This window comes from Micrococcus lylae NBRC 15355, assembly GCF_001570885.1.
Taxonomy (GTDB): domain Bacteria; phylum Actinomycetota; class Actinomycetes; order Actinomycetales; family Micrococcaceae; genus Micrococcus; species Micrococcus lylae.
Window position 1 is genome coordinate 1 of record NZ_BCSN01000044.1, and the last position, 21303, is coordinate 21303.

At 71.2% G+C, this 21303-nt stretch carries 19 protein-coding genes and 1 riboswitch; of the genes, 5 read left to right on the top strand and 14 right to left on the bottom strand.

Going from position 1 to position 21303, the window contains the following annotated elements; all coding sequences use genetic code 11:
* Positions 1-1368: MFS transporter (locus tag MLY01S_RS09100; RefSeq protein WP_306301689.1), on the top strand; the 1368-nt coding region annotated here is incomplete at its 5' end.
* Positions 1369-1440: 72 nt separating this feature from the next.
* On the opposite strand, the gene MLY01S_RS09105 is transcribed toward MLY01S_RS09100, so the two are convergent.
* The 3 genes from MLY01S_RS09105 to MLY01S_RS09115 are packed head-to-tail and all read right to left on the bottom strand — an operon-like array spanning position 1441 to position 4558.
* Entirely contained in the window at positions 1441-2127 is a 687-nt protein-coding gene (locus tag MLY01S_RS09105; RefSeq protein ID WP_082740035.1) for a cation efflux transmembrane domain-containing protein, read from the bottom strand.
* Positions 2124-3179 carry a GNAT family N-acetyltransferase gene (locus MLY01S_RS09110; protein ID WP_067191368.1) on the bottom strand — a complete coding sequence of 352 codons (1056 nt, stop codon included), beginning with the start codon at positions 3177-3179 and terminating at the stop codon, positions 2124-2126. Before MLY01S_RS09110 ends, MLY01S_RS09105 begins: the two co-directional genes overlap by 4 nt.
* On the bottom strand, positions 3176-4558 hold the full coding sequence (locus MLY01S_RS09115; RefSeq protein WP_067191370.1) for a glycine--tRNA ligase: 1383 nt from the start codon (positions 4556-4558) through the stop codon (positions 3176-3178). The genes MLY01S_RS09110 and MLY01S_RS09115 overlap by 4 nt, the downstream gene beginning before the upstream one ends.
* Before the next feature lie 134 nt (positions 4559-4692).
* On the opposite strand from MLY01S_RS09115, the gene MLY01S_RS09120 reads away from it, so the two are divergent.
* Positions 4693-4926 (top strand): RNA-binding S4 domain-containing protein, encoded by a 234-nt coding sequence (locus MLY01S_RS09120; RefSeq protein ID WP_087134606.1) that lies wholly within the window; start codon positions 4693-4695, stop codon positions 4924-4926.
* 7 nt (positions 4927-4933) lie between these two features.
* Here MLY01S_RS09120 and MLY01S_RS09125 read toward each other — a convergent pair whose 3' ends face one another.
* Complete coding sequence (locus MLY01S_RS09125; protein WP_070638860.1) at positions 4934-5614, bottom strand: alpha/beta hydrolase; 681 nt, start codon at positions 5612-5614, stop codon at positions 4934-4936.
* Positions 5615-5703: 89 nt separating this feature from the next.
* On the opposite strand from MLY01S_RS09125, the gene MLY01S_RS09130 reads away from it, so the two are divergent.
* Positions 5704-6585 (top strand): SGNH/GDSL hydrolase family protein, encoded by an 882-nt coding sequence (locus MLY01S_RS09130; protein ID WP_067191372.1) that lies wholly within the window; start codon positions 5704-5706, stop codon positions 6583-6585.
* Positions 6586-6645: 60 nt separating this feature from the next.
* On the opposite strand, the gene metX is transcribed toward MLY01S_RS09130, so the two are convergent.
* Both metX and MLY01S_RS09140 read right to left on the bottom strand, forming a co-directional pair.
* Positions 6646-7770 (bottom strand): homoserine O-acetyltransferase MetX, encoded by a 1125-nt coding sequence (gene metX / locus MLY01S_RS09135; protein ID WP_067191374.1) that lies wholly within the window; start codon positions 7768-7770, stop codon positions 6646-6648.
* Entirely contained in the window at positions 7767-9185 is a 1419-nt protein-coding gene (locus MLY01S_RS09140) for an O-acetylhomoserine aminocarboxypropyltransferase/cysteine synthase family protein (protein WP_067191376.1), read from the bottom strand. Before MLY01S_RS09140 ends, metX begins: the two co-directional genes overlap by 4 nt.
* Positions 9186-9296: 111 nt before the next feature.
* A riboswitch (SAM riboswitch) is annotated at positions 9297-9414 on the bottom strand.
* 138 nt (positions 9415-9552) lie between these two features.
* Between MLY01S_RS09140 and MLY01S_RS09145 the strand changes: the two genes are divergently transcribed.
* Complete coding sequence (locus MLY01S_RS09145; RefSeq protein WP_067191378.1) at positions 9553-10206, top strand: VOC family protein; 654 nt, start codon at positions 9553-9555, stop codon at positions 10204-10206.
* Positions 10207-10513: 307 nt separating this feature from the next.
* On the opposite strand, the gene MLY01S_RS09150 is transcribed toward MLY01S_RS09145, so the two are convergent.
* The gene (locus MLY01S_RS09150; protein ID WP_067191380.1) at positions 10514-11416 is read right to left on the bottom strand and encodes a CPBP family intramembrane glutamic endopeptidase; all 903 of its coding nucleotides are present in this window, start codon (positions 11414-11416) and stop codon (positions 10514-10516) included.
* 42 nt (positions 11417-11458) lie between these two features.
* Here MLY01S_RS09150 and MLY01S_RS09155 point away from each other — a divergent pair, with 42 nt between their 5' ends.
* A complete protein-coding gene (locus MLY01S_RS09155) occupies positions 11459-12493 on the top strand; it encodes a phosphotransferase family protein (RefSeq protein ID WP_067191382.1) in 1035 nt (344 codons plus the stop codon).
* 239 nt (positions 12494-12732) lie between these two features.
* Here the strand turns inward: MLY01S_RS09155 and MLY01S_RS09160 are convergent, their stop codons facing one another.
* The 7 genes from MLY01S_RS09160 to MLY01S_RS09190 form a co-directional block, all read right to left on the bottom strand.
* The gene (locus MLY01S_RS09160; protein WP_067191384.1) at positions 12733-13953 is read right to left on the bottom strand and encodes a glycine C-acetyltransferase; all 1221 of its coding nucleotides are present in this window, start codon (positions 13951-13953) and stop codon (positions 12733-12735) included.
* Positions 13953-14999: an L-threonine 3-dehydrogenase gene (gene tdh, locus MLY01S_RS09165; protein WP_067191386.1), complete on the bottom strand. Its 1047-nt coding sequence runs from the start codon at positions 14997-14999 to the stop codon at positions 13953-13955. Before tdh ends, MLY01S_RS09160 begins: the two co-directional genes overlap by 1 nt.
* 232 nt (positions 15000-15231) lie before the next feature.
* Entirely contained in the window at positions 15232-16734 is a 1503-nt protein-coding gene (gatB, locus tag MLY01S_RS09170) for an Asp-tRNA(Asn)/Glu-tRNA(Gln) amidotransferase subunit GatB (RefSeq protein WP_067191388.1), read from the bottom strand.
* Entirely contained in the window at positions 16731-18344 is a 1614-nt protein-coding gene (gene gatA / locus MLY01S_RS09175; RefSeq protein WP_174520649.1) for an Asp-tRNA(Asn)/Glu-tRNA(Gln) amidotransferase subunit GatA, read from the bottom strand. Before gatA ends, gatB begins: the two co-directional genes overlap by 4 nt.
* Before the next feature lie 8 nt (positions 18345-18352).
* The gene (gene gatC, locus MLY01S_RS09180) at positions 18353-18649 is read right to left on the bottom strand and encodes an Asp-tRNA(Asn)/Glu-tRNA(Gln) amidotransferase subunit GatC (RefSeq protein WP_067191392.1); all 297 of its coding nucleotides are present in this window, start codon (positions 18647-18649) and stop codon (positions 18353-18355) included.
* A 194-nt stretch (positions 18650-18843) separates the two neighbouring features.
* On the bottom strand, positions 18844-19518 hold the full coding sequence (locus MLY01S_RS09185; RefSeq protein ID WP_067191394.1) for a hypothetical protein: 675 nt from the start codon (positions 19516-19518) through the stop codon (positions 18844-18846).
* A gap of 30 nt (positions 19519-19548) precedes the next feature.
* Positions 19549-21051, bottom strand: coding sequence for a GMC oxidoreductase (locus MLY01S_RS09190; RefSeq protein WP_067191396.1), 1503 nt, complete (start codon positions 21049-21051; stop codon positions 19549-19551).
* Positions 21052-21303: the final 252 nt, after the last annotated feature.

Sequence of the window (21303 nt, forward strand, 5' to 3'; positions counted from 1 at the left end):
GGGCGTGAGAGCCTGGAGCGGATGTCCAGGCTCTCACGCCCCTCCGCTGCGTCCGCAGCCGCTGCCGAGCTCCGCCGCGCCCGCTGGGCCGCGACGTTCGCGTTCCTCACCAACGGCGCCCTGTTCGGCGCGCTGATCCCCCACTATCCGGAGGCGAAGTCCGCCTTCGGACTCGGCGCCGGCGAGTTCGGCCTGCTGGTGATCGCCCTGACGCTGGGCGCGGCGCTCACCGGCAGCATGCCGGCACCGATCCTGCGCCGGGTCGGCAGTCGCCGTGTGGTGCTCTATGGCACGCTCCTGCTGGCGGTGCTCGTCTCCGGTGCCGGTCTCGCCGTGGACGCCGCGGCGGCCGTCCGCGGGGACGGCGGCCTGCCCTGGGGCGGCTTCGTCTGGGTCTTCGCGGGCCTGCTGTTCGTCTGCGGCATCGGCGACGCGATCGTGGACACCGCGCAGAACGCCCAGGGCATCCGTGTGCAGACCGTGCTCCGCCGGCCGGTGCTGACCTCCATGCATGCCGGGTGGAGCATCGGTGCCGCCGCCGGAGCAGGCCTCGGTGCGCTCTCGGTGGGCGCCGGGCTGCCGATGTCCGTGCACCTGGGCCTGAACGGCCTGGCCTGCGCCGTCATCCTGCTGCTGGTCCACCGCCGGTTCCTCCCGGACGCCCCTTCACGTCCCGACGACGGCCCCGCGCCGTCGACGGAGACCGTGGCCTCCGACTCGGCCTCGCCCCAGGCCGTCGAGGCGGCCGACCGCGGCGGGCCCTCCACGGCACCGGACGCCGCCACGGATTCCGCCCGGACTCCGACCCGCACCGGCGCCTACCTGGCGCTCGTGCCGATCGTGGTGATCGCGATGGCCGGGTTCAGCGTGGAGGAGTTCGGCAACGCGTGGACCTCGCTCTTCCTGCAGACCGAGCGGGGCCTGGACGCCGCCGTCGCCGGCCTGGGCGCCTCCACTCTGCTGCTCGCCCAGTTCCTCGGCCGCCTGACCGGCGACCGCGTCCTCGCGGCGCTGGGCCGCCGCACCACGCTCACGGTGGGGCTGTCCTGTGTGGTCCTCGGCCTGCTGCTGGTGTTGTTCACCGCTGCCCTGCCGGTGGTGCTCTCCGGCCTGGCGCTGTGCGGCCTCGGCTGCGCGGTGGTGGTCCCCACCGCCTACGCGCTCGGCGATGAGGTCCCCGGCCTGCCGGCGCAGACCGGCCTGGCGATCGTGTCCTGGCTGATGCGTGTGGCCGGCATCGGTCTGAGCCCGCTGGTCGGCCTGCTGGCCACGACGGTGCCGCTCACCCTGGCCCTGCTGGTCTTCCCCGTGCTGGCCGCGCTCGGTGTGCTGTGCTCACTGGTCCTGCACCGCGCCGGCCACCGCTGAGCCGTCACGGCCGGCCCCACACAACGCGACGCCCCGCACCGGACGGTGCGGGGCGTCGCCGTGCGCGGACTGTCAGTCGTCGTCGATGTCGCCGGCCAAGGCCTTGGCCGCCAGGGACTCCTCGGTGGCGGCCTCCCAGACCTCCTTGGCCGCGGAGCCGTTGAGGACCACCAGCAGCAGGCCGACGATGATGTCCGCCCAGCCGGAGGCCGTCAGCGCGGTGGCGCCGGCCAGGGCGATGAGCACCACGCCGGCGATCAGGTCATTGCGGGCGGCGAGCCAGGCGGCCCGGGTGAGGGAGCCGCCGTCGGCCCGGAAGCGGGAGAGCAGCAGGACGCAGACGAGGTTCACGACGACCGCGCCGACGGCCGTCCATAAGAGGACGCCGGCGGCCGGCGGCTCGGGGTCGCCCATCTTCGCCACCGCCATGACCAGCGCCGCGAGGGCCGGCAGCACGATGATCACGGCCATCGCCTTGCCCACCGCCGCACGCTTCGAGAGCGTCCAGCCGAGGGCGATGAAGATCAGCAGGTTGACGGCGAAGTCCTCGAAGAAGTCCACCGAGTCCGCCACCAGGGCCACGGAGCGGATGGACAGCGCCACGGCGATCTCCACCACCATGTAGGCCAGGTTCAGCACGGCCACCGTCAGCACGGTGGCCCTCAGGGCGCGCACCCGCGCCGGGTCCTGGACCGTCTCCCCGGCGCCGGGATTCCCGACGACGGCCGCCTCGTCCGGCTCACGGCCGGCGGTGTTCATGCGGTCGCCACCACGGAGGCGTCGGCGAGCACCTGGGCGTAGCCGGCGGTGAGCAGGCCGTCCACGATCGGTGCCAGGGCCGTCATGGAGTCGTCCACCTCGATCTGCACGGGGTGCTGGACCACGAGCAGGGCGAGCAGGTCGGCCACGGCCTGCTTAGCCTCGGTGTCCTCCAGCTCGGGGTCCCAGCCGAGCAGCACGTCGGCCGGGTCCTCCTGGCGTTCGGCCGTGTAGGAGACGGCGAACGCGCGGATGGCCCCGCCGTCGGCGCCGGGCCGGTCGCGCAGGACCACGGCGCCGGCGGCGCCGGTGTCCGGGCCCAGCAGCATCTGCTGGGCCTGACCGAGGCTCATCTCGGCCGGGTCCCACTCATGGACACCGTTGTAGAACGCGGCCACGGCACGGGTGAGCTCCACGGAGCCGGTGGAGGACTCCTCGAGGCTCACGCCCTCCGGGGTCTGATCGGTGCGCAGCGTCGGCAGCGCCACGGAGCGTGCGGCCACGGCCACGCGCCGGGAGCGCTGGATCCGGGTGAAGCCCCGGGCGGCGAGGAAGCCGCCGGTCGCCTCGGCCTGGGCCGCACGCTCGGCGTGGGACTCGAGGTCGAGCTCCGGCAGCTCCTCCCCCTCGGCCACCGTCCTGGTGTCCTCGGGGGCGAGGCCGTAGCGGGACTTGAGCGCCGTCGTCGTGACCTCACCGGCGGCGTGCGCCGCCGTGACGATCCGGCGCAGAGCGTCCAGGAGGGCGGAGCCGATGCCGCGGCCGCGCTCGGAGGCGGCGGTCTCCACGTAGAGCCAGAGCCGCTGCGGGTGCAGCGAGGAGGCATAGACCACGGCGGCGCCCACGGGGACGGAGTCCACCTCGGCCACGATGCACCGACGCCACGGGGTGTCCGAGGAGGCGGCCAGCATGGCGCGGTCCTGGTGCTGCTGCACGTCCACGGGGTCGCCGAAGACCTCCAGCAGCCGCAGGTCGTCGCCGTCCTCCCACGCCCGCAGGGTCAGCCCCTCCGGAGCGGTACGGGCGCTGCCGTTCTGCTGCGCGCCGGTCACTTGACCAGACGCTCCAGCAGGTAGGACTTCACCTGGGACAGGGCCACGCGCTCCTGGGCCATGGTGTCCCGCTCGCGGATGGTGACGGCCTGGTCCTCGAGGGTGTCGAAGTCCACGGTGATGCAGTACGGGGTGCCGATCTCGTCCTGGCGGCGGTAGCGGCGGCCGATGGCCCCGGCGTCGTCGTCCTCGACGTTCCACAGGCCGCGCAGCTCCGTCGCGAGGGACTGGGTGGCGGGCTGCAACTCGGGCTTCTTGGACAGCGGGAGCACGGCGGCCTTGACCGGGGCCAGGCGCGGGTCCAGCTTCAGCACGGTGCGCACGTCCACGCCGCCCTTGGTGTTCGGGGCCTCGTCCTCCGCGTAGGCGTCCACGAGGAACGCCATCATGGCGCGGGTCAGGCCGAAGGACGGCTCGATCACGTACGGGGTGTAGTGCTCGTTGGCGGCCTGGTCGAAGTACTGCATCTTCGTGCCCGAGTGCTCGGTGTGCTGGGACAGGTCGTAGTCCGTGCGGTTGGCCACGCCCATAAGCTCGCCCCAGCCCTCGCCGCCGCCGAAGCCAAAGCGGTACTCCAGGTCGATGGTGCCGTCCGAGTAGTGCGCGCGCTCCTCGGCGGGGACGTCGAACCTGCGGAGGTTGTCCGGGTTGATCCCGAGGTCCACGAACCAGTTCCAGCACTCCTCCACCCAGCGGTCGAAGTGCTCCTGCGCCTGTGCCGGCGGCACGAAGTACTCGATCTCCATCTGCTCGAACTCGCGGGTGCGGAAGATGAAGTTGCCCGGGGTGATCTCGTTGCGGAACGCCTTGCCGATCTGGCCGATGCCGAACGGAGGCTTCTTGCGGGCGGCGTTCACCACGTTGAGGAAGTTCACGAAGATGCCCTGCGCCGTCTCCGGGCGCATGTAGTGCAGGCCCTCCTCGTTGTCCACGGGGCCGAGGAAGGTCTTCATCAGGCCGGAGAACAGCTGGGGCTCGGTGAACTCGCCGCGGGTGCCGCAGTCTGGGCACACCACTTCCGCCATGGACTCGGGCATGCGGCCCTTCTTCGCCTCGAAGGCCTCCTCCAGGTGGTCCTGGCGGTGGCGCCTGTGGCAGGAGGTGCACTCCACCAGCGGGTCGGTGAAGGTGTCCACGTGGCCGGAGGCCTTCCACACATCGCGGGGCAGGATGATGGACGAGTCCAGGCCGACCATGTCCGCGCGGGAGCGCACGAAGGTCTTCCACCACTCGTTCTTGATGTTCTCCTTCAGCTCCACGCCGAGCGGCCCGTAGTCCCAGGCCGAGCGGGAACCGCCGTAGATCTCACCGGCCTGGAACACGAAGCCTCGGCGCTTGGCGAGGTTGATGACGTTGTCCAGCGGGGACTTGGCAGCCATGGGTGAATGTCACTTCCGTCCTGGGTGTGGGGCGCCCCGCACATGGCGGCGGGGCGATGGGCGGCGGGCCGGCGGCGTCCGGGCATGGCCGAATCACGCGCACGACTCGCGTGAGGGCAAGCCTACCGGGGACAATGGGCCTCATGGCTTCCGACGCACAGCCCCTGCCCATCCGTGACGAGACCATCCGCCTCGGCCAGGCCCTCAAGCTCGCCTCCCTCGTGGAGGACGGCGCCATGGCCCGCGACGTGATCCAGGACGGCATGGTGACCGTGAACGGCGAGGTCCGCACCCAGCGCGGCGCGCAGCTGCACGACGGAGACGTGGTGGAGTTCAACGGCGAGTCGATCGTGATCGAGGCGCCGTGAGGCTGAGTCAGCCCCTCCCCGGCACCACCTGGTCCAGGTACTGCACCACGTGGGTGAGCTCCTGCGGGTGGACGGCGTGGCCGAGGCCGGCGTAGACGATCTTCGTCATGTCCACATGTTCGTTGAGCCAGCCGTGGGTGGCCTCCACGCGGGCCTCGGAGATGATCGGGTCCTCCTGGCCGCGACCCCAGAAGACCTTCGGCCGGACGCGGGCGACCTCGTCGTCCCGGTCGAAGAGGGTGGCGAGCTCGGGCTCGGCGCGGTCCGGGTCGGCGACGAAGCCGGACAGGCCCACGGTGCAGGCGTAGGCGGCCGGGTCCAGGCGCAGCAGGGACATGGCCATCGCCATGCCCTGGGAGAAGCCGAGCAGGGTCACGGACCGGAAGTCTGCGCGGACGGACTCCACCCAGGCCTGCAGTGATTCAACGGCGGCGCGCACGGACGGGGCGTCCGAACCGATCTCCCCGGTCACCGGGTCCTGGGACAGCGGGAACCAGGCGAAGCCGCCCATCGGGATCTGCAGCGGCGCGCGCACGGAGGCCACGGTGAGACGCTCCGGGAACTCGCGGGCCAGGCCGAACAGGTCGTTCTCGTCCGCGCCGAAGCCGTGCAGCATCACCAGCAGGTGATCGGTGCGCTCCCCCTCAGGGTGGGACCAGCGGACGGTGAACTCGGTGGTGGAAGTCATGGCGTCCAGCGTATGCGGAGCAACCGAAGTGGAGCATCCCGCTCCGATTCCTTGTTCCACATGCCCTTTGGGGTCCAGAATGCACTGTTGTGACGACTCCGCACCCAGACTCCTCCACAGCCTCCCGTCCCGACGACGCCTCCCCTGCCGCCTCGCCCACCACGCATCCGTGGCGCCGCTACGTGGCCCTGGGCGACTCGTTCACCGAGGGCATCGGCGACCCGGTGGCCGAGAAGCCGGGCTACCACCGCGGCTGGGCCGACCGCGTGGCCGAAGAACTCGCCCGCCTCACCCCGGACGACGAGCGCTTCGCCTACGCCAACCTTGCAGTGCGCGGCAAGCTCCTGGACCAGATCGCAGCGGACCAGATCGACCCCGCCCTCGAGCTGCAGCCGGACCTGGTCAGCATCTGCGCCGGCGGCAATGACATCCTTCGCCGGGCGGACCCGGACGAGGTGGCCGTCCGGCTGGACACCGCGGTCGAGCGGCTGTCCGCCTCCGGGGCCACCATCCTCCTCTTCAACGCCACGGACGTGAAGGAGACCCCGGTGCTCGGCCGCATCCGCGGCAAGGTGGCCATCTACAACGAGAACGTCCGCACCATCGCCGCCCGCCACGACTGCCTGGTCCCGGACATGTGGTCCCTGAAGGTCCTCTCCCGCCCGGAGATGTGGGCCGAGGACCGCCTGCACTTCTCCCCCACCGGACATCACACGATCGCGGCGATGGTCCTGGAGACGCTGAACGTGGAGCACGACCTGGAGCCGTTCGTGCCCAAGCCGCTGCCGCCGCGGAACTGGCGCCACGCGCGGGCCGAGGACGTCGTGTGGGCGCGCACCCACCTGGTGCCGTGGGTCATCCGCCGCATCAAGGGCGTCTCCTCCGGAGACGGCCGCAGCGCCAAGCGCCCCGACGCCGCTCCCCTGTTCGGCGCGGACATGCCGCACGGCTCGGACTACAACGAGGGCTGAGAACCCGCCGCCCCGACGACGGCCCGGACGCACAAGGGGTGCGTCCGGGCCGCCGTCGGCTCAGAGGGCCAGGTCCTGCCGGAGTTGCTCGGCGACCTGCCCGTAGTGGACGAGGAAGCCGTCATGCCCGAGCGGTGAGTCGATCATGTGCACCTGCGGCCGGGCCGGCAGCAGCGCGGCCAGTTCGTGGGACTCGGCGGGCAGGTAGAGCCGGTCGGTCTCCACGGCGGCCACGAAGGCCCGGCCTGTGAACCGCCGCAGCGCCTCGGCCACGCCCCCACGGCCACGGCTGACGTCATGGCTCATGAGGGCCTCGGTGAGGGTCAGGTAGGCGTTCGCGTCGAACCGGCCGACCAGCTTGGAGGCCTGATGGTCCAGGTAGGACTCCACCTGGTACCGGCCCAGACGCTCTCCTGCCGCCGTGCCGAAGGGATCCTCCTCACCCTGGTGGCGGCGCCCGAACCTCACGGCCAGCTCCTCGGCGCTGCGGTAGGTGATGTGGGCGATGCGCCGGGCGATGCCGAGGCCGGCCTCGGGCTGCGGACCTCCGTAGTAGTCACCGCCCCGGAACTGCGGGTCGAGGCGGATGGCCTGTGCCTGGGACTGGGCGAAGGCGATCTGCTCGGCACTCGAGTGCGCGGTCGACGCCAGCACCCCCACGCCCGCCACACGGTCCGGCCTGCTCACGGCCCACTCCAGGGCCCGGGCGCCGCCCATCGACCCGCCGATCGCGGCATGCCAGCGGGCGATGCCGAGGTGGTCGGCCAGCCGTGCCTCCGCCTCCACCGCATCGCGCAGGGTGATGAACGGGAACCGCGAGCCCCACGGACGTCCGTCCGGGGCCGGGCTCGCCGGGCCGGTGGAACCGGAGCAGCCGCCCACCATGTTCGGGGCCACCACGAACCAGCGGTCCGTGTCCACGGCGCGGCCGGGACCGACGAGCTCATCCCACCAGCCGGTCCTCGGGTCCTGGCGGTGGGCGGCCACGTGGGTGTCTCCCGTGAGGGCGTGGAGGACCAGCACGGCGTTGGTGCCCTCGGCGTTCAGCGTGCCCCACGTCTCATAGGCGAGCTCCACCGCCGGCAGGTGGCCGCCGGTCTCCGTGTCCAGCGGCCCGACGCAGAGCCGGTGGAACCCGCCGGCGGGCAGATCGGTGCGGGTGCCCCTGACGTCCACCGCGGTCACCGGGCCTCCCCTGCGGAGGCGGCCGGGCCGTCGTCGTGCCTCACGGCGCCGGAGGCGGCGGCGAAGCCGGTCTCGAGGTCCGCGAGGATGTCCTCGATCGATTCCAGGCCCACGGAGAGGCGGACCAGGCCCGGGGTGACGCCGGTGGCGCGCTGTTCGTCCTCGGTGAGCTGGGAATGGGTGGTGGAGGCCGGATGGATCACCAGCGAACGGACGTCGCCCACGTTCGCCACATGGTGGTGCAGGGTCAAAGCGTCCACGAAGGCCGCGCCGGCCTCGCGGCCGCCGGCGATCTCGAAGGAGACGATCGCACCGGCGCCGCGCGGGAACAGCTCCTTCGCACGGACGTTCCACCGGCTCGAGGCGTGCTCGGGATGGACCACGGCCTCCACCTGCCCGTGGCCGTCCAGGTACTCGACGACCCGGCGGGCGTTGGCCACGTGGCGCTCCATGCGCAGGGACAGGGTCTCCAGGCCGAGGTTCACCAGGAAGGCGTTGAACGGGGAGATCGCCGATCCGTAGTCACGGAGCAGCTGCACGCGGGCCTTGAGGATGTAGGAGAGGTTCACGCCGAAGGCACCGTCGGCACCGAGGTCCCGAGCGTAGACGAGGCCGTGGTAGGACTCGTCCGGCTCGGTGAAGCCTCCGAAGCGCTCGGGGTACCTGCCGTAGTCGAAGGTGCCGGCGTCCACGATCACGCCGGCCATGGCCGCGGCGTGGCCGCCGAGGTACTTGGTGGCCGAGTGGGTGACCACGTCCGCACCGTGCTCGATCGGCCGGAACAGGTACGGCGAGGCCAGGGTGTTGTCCACGATCAGCGGGACACCGGCCTCGTGGGCGACGGCGGCGACTCCGGCGACGTCCAACACGTCTCCGCGCGGGTTGCCGAGGGACTCGCCGAAGAACGCCTTGGTCTCCGGGCGGACGGCGGCCCGCCACTGCTCCAGGTCGTCCGGGTCCTGCACGAAGGTGGTCCGGACCCCGACCTTGGCCAGGGTGTGCTTGAAGAGGTTCTGTGTGCCGCCGTAGAGCGAGGTGGAGCCCACCACGTGGTCTCCGGCGCCGGCGACGTTGAGGATCGCGAACGTGGTGGCTGACTGCCCGGAGGACAGCAGCAGCGCACCCACGCCGCCCTCGAGCGCGGCGATCTTCTCCTCCACCGCCTGCTGGGTGGGGTTGCCGATCCGCGTGTACAGCGGGTCCAGGTCCGCCAGCGCGAAGCGGTCCGCGGCAACCTGGGAGCTGGGGAAGTCGAAGGACGTGGTCTGCACGATCGGCAGAGCGGTGGCGCCGTGGGCGTGGGGCTGCTCGGCGCCGGCGTGGATCTGACGGGTCTCGAAGCCCCAGGCCTCGGCGGCGGGGGTCTCGGCGTTCGCGGAGGTGCTCGTCTCAGGGGCGCTGTTCTGGGTGGTCATGGCGGATTCCTGGGGCTGTCAGGGTCGGCCATGCCCCCGCGCCTCGGACTGCCGTGGACCTTGAGCAGGTCCGGGGCTCTGGCACGCCCGTGCGGGAGCGGGCGCATGACACGACCGCGCTTGCCGGGCCCCGGTCTGGGGCCGGCCTGGTCGTCACCCGGGGCACCCCGCCGCGGTGGGGAGGGTTGCCGGCCAGAATGCCGGGGCACTGGTGCTGGCTCTCGTGACCGTGACGCCAGTGTGGCATCGGGGACACACCGACCGCACACCGGCTCGTCACGATTTCATGTCCTTCGTCACACAGGGCTAGCCTGAGCCTCACGACAGCCCGGCTGACATCCCCTGGGCCGACGAGAGGACGATCTTCGTGAGCACCATCCGCCTGGACCATGTGTCCTACGCCGCCGGCCCCGAGGGCCTCGACGCCACCGTGGAACGGGTTTCCGACGCCCTCGGCGTGGAGCGCGTGAAGGGCGGCGTGCACCCTCGGTTCGGCACCCGCAACGCCCTGTTCCCCATGGCCCACGGCCAGTACCTGGAGGTCGTGGAGGTCCTGGACCACCCGGCGGCGGCGAACGCCCCGTTCGGCCAGGCCGTGCGCTCCCGCTCCGAGCAGGGCGGCGGCTGGATGGGCTGGGTCGTGGCCACAGACGACCTCTCCGCCTTCGAAGAGCGCCTCGGCCGCTCCGCCGTGCCCGGCAACCGCAAGTTCCCGGACGGCCGCGAGCTGACCTGGAAGCAGATCGGCATCAAGGGCCTGATCGCGGACCCGCAGGTCCCGTACCTGGTCTGCTGGGACGAGGGCACCGAGGACCTCCACCCCTCCCTGGCGGCCCCGGCGCAGGCCTCGATCTCCTCGCTCACCCTGGCCGGCTCCCGCGAGCGTGTCCGCTCCTGGCTGGGCCTGGACGATCCGTCCCAGAAGGTCGAGGACCTCACCATCGAGTACGCCGCGCCCTCGGGCACCCCGGGCCTGCTGACCGTGCGGTTCGAGACCCCCCGGGGCACCGTCACCCTCTGACGGCCGCCCTCACCCGCGGCGCTCTTCCCGGCGGCCTCCCCCGGCGCTCTTCCTGACGGCCACCCCCCCCTGCGCCCTTCCTGACGGCCTCCCCCCTGCGCCCTTCCTGACGGCCCCCGGCGCTCTTCGCCTACTGGTCTGCTGGCCTACTTGTCTACTGGTGAGGACACACCGTCTGGCACCCCTCCTGCGCGGGCGATGAGGGTGTGTCCTCACCAGTTGGCAGGTGAGTCCTCACCAGTTGGCATCGGACGGGGACGGACCGGACGTCGGACAGGGCATCGGACCGGGCCTCGGACGGGGACGGTCAGGTGCCGAACCAGCCCAGCTGGGCCAGCAGCGGGGCGGCGACGAACCCGGTGACGTCCAGCAGCAGGTGGGCGACGACCAGCGGCATGACGCGGCGCCAGCGCAGGTAGAACAGCACGAAGACGACGCCCATCGCCGCGTTGCCCAGTCCGGGGCCGATGCCCTGGTACAGGTGGTAGCCGGCGCGGAGCACGGCGAGCCCGATCACGATCGTGGTGACGCGGACCGGCAGGAAGGCACCGGTGTCCGTGGTGCGCGGGGCCGGCAGCTGCGGCGCCTGCTCCCCCGCCAGACCACAGGAGCGCAGCTGCTGCAGATAGGACAGCCGGTCCACCATCCAGGCGACCACGATGACCTCCTCCACCAGCGCATGGCGCAGGGCGGACAGGACCAGCACGGGCACGGCGTACCAGGTGTCGTCCATGGCGGAGCCGACGATCGCCGTGGTGGCGCCGAGGGCGCGGCCTCCCGCGTAGACGGCCAGGGTGCCCAGACCCATCACGAGGAACAGCAGGGCGCCCCAGCCGAGGTCCGCCCACGGACGGCGGAAGTCCAGGCCGAACGCGCAGAACGGGTTGCGGCCGCGCAGCCGGACCAGGTGGAGCACGAGGGCCACCGGGACGAGGGCGAAGCCGATGTTCAGCAGCTGGTAGGTGAGGTCGAAGACCCATCGGTTGTTCAGGACCGGGTTGAGGACGGTCGTCTGGTCCTGCAGCGGCCCCTGGGTCATCTTGTCCAGCAGCTGCACCACGGCGTAGACCGCGGACTTGCCCAGGGACAGGCCGAGGACGATCGCGACCTCCCAGCGGACGGTGCGCGCCGAAGGGGCGGGCAGCGCGCCGGAGGGGCGTGCCGTCGTCGGGCCCTGACTGGCCTGGGTGGTGGTTCCGGAGGTGCTCACGTGCGCAGTGTAGGTCCGTCCGCCGGGGGTACGGTGTCAGTCATGGCGTCGGATCCGCTTCCCTCAGAGATCGGGCTCGCGCGCACCTGCGCCGAGCGACTGCTGCCCCACGTGGACGCCCGGACCGCCGAGCGGCTGACCGGAGCGCGCTGGGATGCCGGACGTGTGGAGGAGTCCGGCCAGTTCCACCGGGTGCTCGTCCTGGACGACGTGGCCGTGCTGCGCATGACGCGGATGGCGGAGGCCGGTGCCGCCCCCGGCACCTGCTGGGCGCCGGACGACTCCCCGGCCTTCCACCTTCCTCGTCGCATGGGCCTGCTGCAGGCGCTGGCCGCACGGGGCCTGCCGTTCTCCGTGCCGGCGCCGCTGTCCGAGGTGTGGCACGCCGAGACGGCTGAGGGCGTGCCGCTGACCGCGGCGGTGCTGCAGCCCTACCTGCCCGGCCAGCCGCATCCGGTGCACGAGGGCGACCCGGCAGTGCTGCGCGGGATCGTGGACGCCCTGGACGCCGTGGACGTCACGGATGGGGATGTGGCCGCAGGGCTCGGCCCGGCGTGGGCCTTCCGCGGACCGTGGACGGACGAGCGCATCCAGGCACTGCGGGCGCTGCCGGCGGCGTTGCCGGCCGAGCATGCCGGAGCCCTGCCGCAGTCCTGGCAGGAGGCGGTGGAGGTCATCGCGACGACGGTCCGCACCTGGTTCTCCGAGCCCGCCGTGGCGCCGCGGCTGGTCCACGGGGACCTGGCCGGCCACAACCTGCGCTGGGTGCCCGTCCCCGGCGAGGGCGACGCGGTCGTGTGGAGGCTCGCGGGCATCCTCGACTGGGACCTGGCGCATGCCGGAGACCCGGCACGGAACGTCGCGGACCTGGCGATCTGGCACGGCCAGGACCTCATCGACGAGATCGCCCGGGACACGGACGAGGCCGGCCGGGTCCGTGTGTGGCTCGGCAACGCGGCACTCGAGGCGCTGGACGACGCCCGCGCACGGCAGGAGCTCACCGGCCGGCCGCTGCGCTGGGACAAGCTGCTGCGGAAGGTCCTGCCGCGCATCGAGCGGGCGATGACCGCGTTCTGAGCCCCTGGCGCTGTCGCTCGCAGAACCGGAGCCGCCGCGCGCCGTCCGGTCCGCTTCCCAGGCATTTTCGCTGACGATATGGGAGGGGCCCGGACCGCGGCCGGTCTCGACACTTTCACGAACGAAAGCGCCCGCTGACGATATGGGAGGGGCCCGGACCCCAGCCGGTGAGCCGGTGGTCCGGGCCCGTCTCGCCCGAGCGTTGACTCGGGCCGAGCCTCGGCGTCGTCTCGGGCCGATCAGCCCTGCACGGCGGCGCGGGCCTTCACGAAGGCCTGCACGGCGTTCTCCACGTCCTCCTCGGAGTGGGCGGCGGAGAGCTGCACGCGGATGCGGGCGGCGCCCTTCGGGACCACCGGGTAGGAGAAGGCGGTGACGTAGACGCCCTGGTCCAGCATGGCGTCGGCCACGCGGGCGGCCAGCGCCGCGTCGCCGAACATCACGGGGACGATGGCGTGCTCGCCGTCGAGCAGCTCGAAGCCCTCCTCGGTCATGCGACGGCGGAACAGGGCCGCGTTGTCGAAGAGGGTCTTGCGCAGGGCGGCGGAGCCCTCCACGAGGTCCAGGGCGGTGAGGGTGGCGGCCACGATCACCGGGGCCACGGAGTTGGAGAACAGGTAGGGGCGGCCACGCTGGCGCAGCACCTCCACGATCTCCTTGCGGCCGGACACGTAGCCGCCGGAGGCGCCGCCGAGGGCCTTGCCGAAGGTGCCGGTGTAGATGTCCACGCGGTCGGAGACGCCGGCGTGCTCGGGGGTGCCGGCACCGGTGGCGCCCATGAAGCCCACGGCGTGGGAGTCATCCACCATCACCAGGGCGCCGTACTCCTCGGCGAGGTCGCAGATCTGCTCCAGCGGGGCCAGGTAGCCGTCCATGGAGAACACCCCGTCGGTGACGATCACCGTGCGGCGGGCGCCGGCGCCGTCGTTCAGCTCCTTGGTGGCCTCCAGCTGGGCGCGCAGGTCCTCCATGTCCTGGTTGGCGTAGCGGAAGCGGTGCGCCTTGGACAGGCGGATGCCGTCGATGATCGAGGCGTGGTTCAGCGCGTCCGAGATGATGGCGTCCTCGCGGCCGAACAGGGGCTCGAAGACGGCGCCGTTGGCGTCGAAGCAGCTGGAGAACAGGATCGTGTCCTCGGTGCCGAGGAACGCGGACAGGCGCTGCTCGAGTTCGACGTGCATGTCCTGGGTGCCGCAGATGAAGCGGACGGAGGCCATGCCGAAGCCGCGCTCGTCCAGGGCCTTCTTGGCGGACTCGATCAGCCGTTCGTCGTCCGCCAGGCCGAGGTAGTTGTTGGCGCAGAAGTTCAGCACCGGCTTGGGCTGGGCGTCCTCGGCACCGGCCGCAGTGGCCTGCACGTGGGCGGACTGCGGGGTGGTGATGGCCCGCTCGTGCTTGTAGAGGCCGGACTCGCGGAGCTCGTTCAGCTCGGCGGCCAGCTGGTCCTTGAATGCGTACATCAGAGGTTCCTCCAGTCCAGGACGATCTTTCCGGTGGCGCCGGCACGGGCGGCGTCGAAGCCGCGCTGCCAGTCATGGGCGGGGATGACGTCGGTGACGACCGACTCGATCTGCTTCAGCAGGGCGGGGTTCGACTGCAGCATCGCGGACATCGCGTACCAAGTCTCGAACATCTCGCGGCCGTAGATGCCCTTGATGGTGATCATGTGGGTCACCACGGACTGCCAGTCGATCGCGATCTCCCCGTCCGGCAGCCCGAGCAGGGCGATCTTGCCGCCGTGGTTCATGTTGGCCACCATCTCCTGCAGCGCGGAGGCCCGGCCGGACATCTCCATGCCGACGTCGAAGCCCTCCTCCATGCGCAGCTCGGCCTGGGCCTGCCTGATCCGCTGGGCGGAGACGTCGATCGCGGCGTCGGCACCCATCTTCGTCGCCAGTTCCAGGCGCGCCGGGGAGACGTCGGTGATGGCGATGCGGCGGGCCCCGGCATGGCGGGCGATGCCGATGGCCATCAGGCCGATCGGGCCGGCGCCGGTGATGAGCACGTCCTCGCCGACCAGCGGGAAGGACAGGGCGGTGTGGACGGCGTTGCCCAGCGGGTCGAAGATCGCGCCGACCTCGGGGGTGATCGCGTCGTCCTTGTGCTGCCACACGTTGGACTCCGGGATCACCACGTACTCGGCGAAGGCGCCGTCACGCTGCACGCCCACGGAGACGGTGTTGATGCACATCTGGCGGCGGCCGGCACGGCAGTTGCGGCACATGCCGCAGACCACGTGGCCCTCGCCGGAGACGCGCTGGCCGACGGCCACGTGCTCCACCATGTCCCCGACCTCCACGACCTCGCCGTAGAACTCGTGGCCCGGGATCATGGGGGCCTCGATCATCGCCTGCGCGGCGGCGTCATAGGCCTCGATGTGCAGGTCGGTGCCGCAGATGCCGGTGGTGTGCACGCGGATCTTCACGTCGTGCGGGCCGCACTCGGGCTCCGGGCGGTCGGTGAACTCGAAGCCGGCGTGGGGGCCGGACTTGTACAGGGCCTTCATGGGTGTGGGCTCTCCTGATGAGGTCGGTGGTCGAAGCCGCCCCGGGGGTGCTGCGGCGGCTGCGCTGCTCAGGGCGCGACGTCGACGGTGCGCCACCCACGAGAGTACTGGCAATGCGGCGCCGCGCCGAGCACGGCAGGTCATCCGGCGGGCGCACCCGTCCACTCTCCGATGCTCCGGCGACGGCCCGGGCGCTGCGCGCTCCGCAGCGCCCGGACCGGGGAGCGCGGGGTCAGCCGACGCCCAGGCGCTCCATCACGATCTCGCGGACGCGCCCGGCGTCGGCCTGACCGCGGGTGGCCTTCATGACGGGGCCGATCAGGGCGCCGATGGCCTGCATCTTGCCGCCCTTGATCTTCTCCACCACATCCGGGTTGTCGGCGATGGCGGCGTCGACGGCCTCGGTGAGGGCGCCGTCGTCGGACACCACGGCCAGGGAGCGGGCCTCCACGATCTGCTTCGGCGTGCCCTCGCCGTCGGCGACGTGGCCGAGGACCTGCTTGGCGATCTTGTCGTTGATGGTCTTGGCGGCGATCAGCTCCTCGACCTGCACCACGTGGGCGGGCTCCACGCCGAGCGCGGAGACCTCGACCTCGCGGGCGTTGGCGAGGCGGGCGATCTCGCCCATCCACCACTTGCGGGCGGCCGCCGGGGTGGCACCGGCCTCCACGGTCGCGGCGATCTCGCCGTCCACGCCGGCGTTGACCACGTCCCGGAACTCCTCGTCCGAGAAGCCCCACTCGGCCTTGAGGCGCTTGCGGCGCACGGCTGGCAGCTCGGGCAGCTCGGCCCGGACGCGCTCGACCCACTCGCGGTCCACCACCACCGGCACCAGGTCCGGCTCGGGGAAGTAGCGGTAGTCGTCCGCGTCGGACTTCGGGCGGCCCGAGGTGGTGGTGCGGGTGTCCTCATGCCAGTGGCGGGTCTCCTGGGTGACCGTGCCGCCAGCGGCCAGCAGGGCGGCCTGGCGCTGGATCTCGTGCTGCACCGCGTGCTGCACGGCGCGGGTGGAGTTCACGTTCTTCGTCTCGGTGCGGGTGCCGAACGTGTCTGAGCCCTTGGGCATCAGGGACACGTTGGCGTCGCAGCGGACGTTGCCCTGCTCCATCTTCGCGTCGGAGATGTCGATCGCCTTGACGATGTCACGGATCGCGGTCACGTAGGCGCGGGCCAGCTCCGGGGCGCGGTCCCCGGCGCCGACGATCGGCCGGGTGACGATCTCGATCAGCGGCACGCCGGCACGGTTGTAGTCCACCAGGGAGGCGGAGGCGCCCTGGATGCGGCCGGAGCCGCCCTGGTGGGTCAGCTTGCCGGCGTCGTCCTCCAGGTGGGCGCGCTCGATCTCGATGCGGAAGACCTCGCCGTCCTCCAGCTCCACGTCCAGGTGGCCGTCGAACACGATCGGCTCGTCGTACTGGGAGGTCTGGAAGTTCTTCGGGGTGTCCGGGTAGAAGTAGTTCTTCCGGGCGAAGCGGCAGGACTCGGCGACCTGCGCGTTCAGGGCCACGCCGAGGCGGATCGCGTACTCCACGACCTCCTTGTTCACCACCGGCAGGGTGCCCGGCAGACCGAGGTCCAGGGCGGTGACGTTGGTGTTCGGCTCGTCGCCGAAGGCGTTCGGGGCCGAGGAGAAGATCTTGGACCTGGTGTTCAGCTCCACGTGCACCTCGAACCCGAGGACCGGGTCGAACTGCTCCATCGCCTGGCCGAAGTCCATCACGTCGTTCGAGCTCACTGCTGGCCTCCTGCGGTCGGAGCGGCGGCGCGTTCGGCGCCCTTGACGAGGTCCGGGGCCTGGGCCCAGACAGGGGTGCCGCGGCGCTCGTCCAGGAGCGCCTCGACGGCGGCGCCCACCGAGTACAGGCGGGCGTCCTCACGGGCCGGAGCCACCAGCTGCAGGCCGTACGGCAGGCCGTCCACGGTGCCGCCCGGCACGGAGAGGCCGGGGACGCCGGCGAGGTTGGCCGGGATGGTGGCGATGTCGTTGAGGTACATCGCCATCGGGTCCGTGGTCTGCGCGCCCAGCTCGAACGCCGGGGTCGGGGCGGTCGGGGTGAGCAGCACGTCGACCTTCTCGAACGCGGCGGCGAAGTCCTCCTGCACCAGGGTGCGGACCTTCTGGGCCGAGCCGTAGTAGGCGTCGTAGTAGCCGGCGGACAGGGCGTAGGTGCCCAGGATGATGCGGCGCTTGACCTCGGGGCCGAAGCCGGCCTCACGGGTGGCCGCCATGACCTGCTCGATCGTGCCGCCGCCCTCCGGCACCACGCGGTTGCCGTAGCGGACGCCGTCGTAGCGGGCCAGGTTGGAGGAGGCCTCCGAGGGCATGATCAGGTAGTACGCGGCCAGGGCGGCGTCGAAGTGCGGGCAGGAGACCTCCACGATCTCCGCACCGGCCCCGCGCAGCGCCTGAACGTCCGCGTCGAACGCGGCCTTCACACCGGCGTCGAACCCTTCCGTGGACTGGTCGGCGATGACGCCGACCTTCACACCGGTGAGGTCACGGTTGGCGGCGGCGGCCACGAAGTCGGCCTGCTCATCCGGCAGCGAGGTGGAGTCGCGGCGGTCGTGGCCGCCGATGACCTGCTGCAGCGCCGCGGCGTCCGTCACGGTGCGGGCGGCCGGGCCCACCTGGTCCAGGGAGGAGGCCATGGCGATCACGCCGTAGCGGGACACGGCGCCGTAGGTCGGCTTCATGCCGACGGTGCCGGTGAAGGCGGCGGGCTCGCGGATGGAGCCGCCGGTGTCCGAGCCGAGGGCGAACGGGGCGAGGAATGCCGCCACGGCCGCGGCGGAGCCGCCGCCGGAGCCGCCGGGCACGCGGTCCAGGTCCCACGGGTTGCGGGTGATGCCGAACGCGGAGTGCTCGGTGGAGCCGCCCATGGCGAACTCGTCCATGTTGGTCTTGCCGAGGATCGGCAGCTTCGCCGCGCGGATGCGCTCGATCACGTGGGCGTCGTACGGGCTCATCCAGCCGTCGAGCATCGTCGAGGCGGCGGTGGTGGGCTGGCCCACGGTGACGATGTTGTCCTTGACGGCCACCGGGACGCCGGCCAGCGGGTGCAGGGCCTCGGCCTCGGCACCGCCGGCGGCGCGGATCGCGTCCACCTCGGCGGCCACGGCGAGGGCCTCGTCGGTGTTCACGTGGAGGTAGGCGCGCACGCCGCGGTCGGAGGCGGCGTCGGAGCGCGGGTCGCCGTCGTACTCGGCGATCCGGTCCAGGTGCGCCTGCACGAGCTCCACGGAGGTGGTGGTGCCGGCGGCGAGGCGCTCGGCCATCTGCAGGGCGGTGAGGCGGACGAGCTGGTCAGCGGTCAGCTCGGCGTTCACGTCGAAGCTCTCAGTCATGGCTGTGCTCACTCTCCGTCCAGGATCGCGGGGACCTTGAACTGGCCGTCCTCGGAGTCCGGCGCCTGGTCGAGGGCCTGCTCCTGGGTCAGCGTGTCCCGCGGCTCGTCCTCGCGGAAGACGTTGGTCAGCGGGATCGGGTGGGAGGTCGGCACAACGTCCTCGCCGGCCACCTCCTGCACCTGGGAGATGGAGTCCAGGATGAGGCCGAGCTCGCCGGACAGGGTGTCCAGCTCCTGCTCGCTCATCCGGATGTGGGCCAGGCGGGCCAGATGGGCCACCTGGTCTCGAGTGATCTCAGCCATGGATCTCCTCGGTCGTGGATGTGCGGGGACCGGCACGATCCGCTACAAGGCAGACCGCCGGATACTGCCCCGAGTCTATCGACTGCGGCACTTGGCCGGGGACGCGGCGACGGGCGGGAGACGTACCGGTGTCCCGCCCGTCGCACTCTGTGCTCGACCATGTGAGGCGGCGGACGCCTCATCTGCAGGGGCCGTCAGAACTCGGGCGTCGAGTTGAAGGTGCCCGGGAAGTAGCCGACCTTCTCGGAGAGGTTGTTCTCCTGGTTCACCGTGTCCTGGACCGTGGCGGACATGAACAGGTTGTACCGGTACTGGGAGAAGGCGGCGGTCAGGATCGAGCCGAGACCGGACCCCACGGTGTAGCGCAGGGGGATGCTGACCGACTCGCCCGGCGCCAGGGTGCCGAGGTACGTCCACGTCCAGCTGCGCGCCGCGGTGCCCGAGGGGGAGAACTGCACCTCAGCCATCGGGGAGTCGACAAGCGTGTAGTTCAGCGAGGACGACGCGGCGTCGTAGTCGTAGTTCATCATCCTGGTGTCGAGCGTGCCTGCAGGATTCTCGGCCGCGTTCGGACCCAGGTTGGTGATCACCATGGCCGACGGCGCCGAGGCCCTGAACCGCTCGGTCGAGGTGCTGCCGAACGCGTAGACGGGCTGATCCGTCACGTAGGCCCAGGTGTCCGGGTCCGTGGTGGGGTCCAGCAGCTCGACGGACAGGTCCGTGGGACCGACCGGTACGGTGGAGGCTGCAGCGGCCGGGGCAGATGTTGCGAGGGCCACGGCACCGGCGCTCCAGGCCGAGGCGGTGAGAACGGTGCGCCGGGACGTCCGGAGGGACTGCGAAGCGGTGGTGGGGGTCATCTCATTCATGCGACTTCTTCTCTTTTCCTGCACCCGGGCTCAGAGCCGGCCCGCGGAGGCCAGACGATCCATGTTCCGCTCCGCGAGGGCGGTGATGGTGACGAAGGGGTTGACGCCGATGCGTCCCGGGATGAGCGAGCCGTCCACGACGAAGAGGTTGGGCGCCCCCTTGACCTCGCCGTTGAGGTCTGTCGCCTCGCCGATCACCATGCCGCCGAGCGGATGGTAGGAGAAGTAGTCCGTGAACTGCTTCTGCTTCTCGAACAGGTCCGTCCGATAGGTGGCCCCCGGGACGACGGCGAGGACCTTGTCGAACATCGCCTTGGTGGAGGCCACGGACGGCGCCGAATGCGAGGCGGTCCACGTGTTGACCAGTCCACGCTGGGCGTCCCAGCGCAGCTCGGCGAGGTTCTCGTTGCCGGTGATGGCCAGGTAGACGCTGGTGTTCAGCTCCATGGACGTGGGGAACGGCGCGATCTCCGCGAACACGGACGACGGCGAGTCGTTCCAGTTGCGGATGCCGAGGGCCGGCATGCCCGCCTGCAACACGTTGGTGCGGTCCCGGTGCCGGATGGCCAGCATCGTGTTGCCGTTGGGCCCCCACTTCTGGCCGATCGCCTCATTGGAGTCCAGGCCGGGGACATCCCCGTCGGACTGGGCTCGGCAGACGAGCCGAGAGGTGCCCAGCGAGCCTGCGGCGAGGACGACCTTGTCATACCTCACCTCACGCTGGGAGAGGACTGCACCCTTGAAGTCGATCGTCTTCAGGGAGAGGCGGTAGCCGTCGCCGTCGGACACCAGACGGGTCACCTCGGTCATCTGGATCAGGTTGACCAGGCCGGTGGCCCGGGCCTCCGCAAGGATGGTCTTCGGCAGGGAGCGCTTGCCGTAGTTGTTGCCGAAGATGACCTCCTGGGCGAGCGCGGAACGCTGAGCACCCCCATAGCCGGAGTGCTCGCGGCGCATATGGTCCCAGTCGTACACGTTGGGCACGTCCACCACCTCGAAGCCGGCACGCTTGGCGTGACGGGCCGCGGTGCGGGCGAACTGGTAGTACTCGGCGGTGCCGATGATGTCCTTCGGCGGCCGGGCCACCTTCAGGGATGCGTTCGCGCGCGGGAAGTAGGTGCCGAACATCTCCTCCGCATCGACCTGCGGCAGGACCTTGGAGAAGTAGCTGCTGCTCGGGGTCACGGCCATGCCCCCGTTGACCAGCGATCCGCCGCCCACGCCACGGCCGACGTAGACCTTCATCTGGTCAAAGTACTCGATGTCCAGCACGCCTGCGGCCTGGCCGATGCGGCGGTTGATGAGGTCGAGGCCGCCGAGGTAGGCGAAGGGCATGTCCGTGCGGCTCTTGAACCACATGGAGCGCTCGTTCGGGGAGGCCATGCCGGTGAAGATGCGGCCGTTGGACATGGGGGCCATGGTGTCCCAGTCCACGCCCATCTCGATCAGGTCGACGGCCATGCCGCGACGGGTCAGATGGCGGGCGGCGACCGCGCCGCCGTAGCCGGAGCCGATGATGGCGATGCGTGCCACTGGCTGTCCTTTCAGCGTGCCGCCGACAGTCCAGAGCCGTCCTGGTCTGGGCAGGATCTGGGCAGGAGGAGAGCACACGGATTCGGGGGATGACGTGCGTAGCGGCATGACAGGAGTCGACCGCCTCAGAGTGGACTGTGGACGCCTCAAGGAAGGAGCACGGCGGCCTTCAGATGAGGCGGCACTGCCGCTCGGACGTGACTGTATCAGGTCAAGTCCAGCCTGAACACAGGGAACGGTCCCTTGTCCTCC